The sequence below is a fragment of the Sulfuricurvum sp. MLSB genome (genome assembly GCF_000747095.1).
GTDB lineage: Bacteria > Campylobacterota > Campylobacteria > Campylobacterales > Sulfurimonadaceae > Sulfuricurvum.
The window spans coordinates 1-1,720 of sequence record NZ_JQGL01000109.1 but is presented as its reverse complement, the minus strand read 5'-3'; the positions used below and the strand labels follow the sequence as shown (position 1 = coordinate 1,720).

General features: G+C 37.5%; 4 protein-coding genes. All 4 read left to right on the top strand.

The genetic code is table 11. The features are described from left to right. Positions 1 to 461 (top strand): phage portal protein (locus tag JU82_RS07870; RefSeq protein WP_037949113.1); only part of this gene is annotated, 461 nt, incomplete at its 5' end. After that, the gene (locus tag JU82_RS07865; protein ID WP_037949110.1) at positions 436 to 1,185 is read left to right on the top strand and encodes a phage minor head protein; all 750 of its coding nucleotides are present in this window, start codon (positions 436 to 438) and stop codon (positions 1,183 to 1,185) included. The genes JU82_RS07870 and JU82_RS07865, both read left to right, overlap by 26 nt. Before the next feature lie 10 nt (positions 1,186 to 1,195). Further along, the gene (locus tag JU82_RS07860; RefSeq protein ID WP_037949107.1) at positions 1,196 to 1,378 is read left to right on the top strand and encodes a hypothetical protein; all 183 of its coding nucleotides are present in this window, start codon (positions 1,196 to 1,198) and stop codon (positions 1,376 to 1,378) included. Between the two features lies 1 nt (position 1,379). Continuing rightward, positions 1,380 to 1,595, top strand: coding sequence for a hypothetical protein (locus JU82_RS07855; protein ID WP_037949103.1), 216 nt, complete (start codon positions 1,380 to 1,382; stop codon positions 1,593 to 1,595). The last annotated feature ends 125 nt before the right edge of the window (positions 1,596 to 1,720 follow it).

The window sequence follows — 1,720 nt, the reverse complement described above, 5'->3', positions numbered from 1 at the left end:
GACAATTAAACGAGGATATTCACAAGTTTAGTAAGGCAGTTGACCTATCGGATGAAAACTTTGCGAACGGCCAAAGCGGGATTGCGATGGCTTACAAGCTTTTCATTATGAAGCAGGTTGTCGCTAATAAAGAGCGTAAATTTAAAAAGGGTTTGCAACGACGGTTAGAATTAATATGTAACTACCTTAATTTCCGTGGTGCAAGCCTGAATTATTTGGATGTTTCTATTAAGTTTGAACGAAACGAGCCAGTTGATGAAGCGCTGAAAGTTACAACCGCTTTACAATTAAATGGTTTTGTATCTAAAGAAACAGCGTTGAGTGCTTTACCATCTTCAATCGTGCCGGACGTTAACGCAGAGATTGAAAAATTAGCAGATGAAGCGGATGCTTATACAGGTAGTGAGTTCTTAAACGAAACCGAGGTCACATCCGATGACAGACAAACAGAAAGCGATTAAGAAAGCCTATGATGAAATAACAGCGCAAGCTGCTAAGATTTACGGTAATGACTGGACATATTCGGATTTGATGAAGTTTAGCCGGTTCACTAAGTTAGAAAAGGCTATGCAAAAATCAATTTATAAGATGTATAAGGAAATACGGGGATTGATTGACAGCGATTTAAACATTGCCTATCTTGAATCAGCGACAAAAGAAGTTGATACCCTGAGTGAGTATGGGTTACGGTTGGCAGGGATTAAAAAGGTGTTCGATGCAAAGGCAGCTATTGAGGTGCCGTTTGGCGGTGTTGTCTGGTATGAACGATTAGGCCAGAATGCTGATGATGTACTGGTTGATTTATCTAATACAATCCGTAGTGGTATTTATAACGGCGTTAGTTACTCAAACATGACGAAAGAATTACAGGGCATATTCGGGAGTGATAAGGTATTAAACGACACCATCGCACGAACAGAGACAAGGCGGGTTATTTCAGTTGGGCAAACTGATGTGCTGGACAAAGTACCAGAATCAGTGGGATTAATGAAAAAGTGGGTAAGCGTCAAAGATGAACGGGTGAGAAGTTCACACCAAAGCATGAATGGAAAAACAATCCCGTATGATGAAGATTTTGTAACACCACTAGGCAGTAAGGGCAAAGCACCAATGCAGCTAAAAGGTCCGAACGTTAAAGCCGATGTAATTAATTGCAGGTGTATAATGCGGTCGGTTATTCCATAAAGGAGAAATGATGGACAATAACAAAGATGAATACTATGAGTTTTTACAATCAGTAAAACCAGCTGTTGAGTTTTTAAAAGAACACGGAAACCCTGATCAATTTATTGTAATAACGATGGATAAAGTTAGGATAATGAATATCAACAGGGAAACACCAACAAACTATATAATTAAAACAGTGGGGGTTAAATAAGTTGGCTGATACTAAAGGTTTTTTAAATGTTAAAGTAGACTGCTTTAATGCTAGTTATGTAAAAGAAATGATTGAATTGTTTAAAATGTTCGCAGAAGATGAACGAATAATAGAAGAAGTTAGAGGAAGTTTTATCGTTAGTATGTTGGACATCATCGAACGGCACAAAGAAGAAGTAGAAAAGCTTAAAGGCGATGGGATAATTTTAAGAAGTTGATAGCGTGTTGCAAATATCACAAGTGTTGCAAATGTCACATAAATAAGTTATAATAAAGAAAATGAACGTTAAGGCGAGAACTTAATGGGCTAAAGGAGATTAAAATGTTAAACGATACAAAAAAA

What these genes read in the sequence shown, in the direction of transcription:
- JU82_RS07865 (WP_037949110.1), top strand. Translation starts at nt 436, where the DNA reads ATGACAGACAAACAGAAAGCGATTAAGAAAGCCTATGATGAAATAACA.
- JU82_RS07860 (WP_037949107.1), top strand. Translation starts at nt 1,196, where the DNA reads ATGGACAATAACAAAGATGAATACTATGAGTTTTTACAATCAGTAAAA.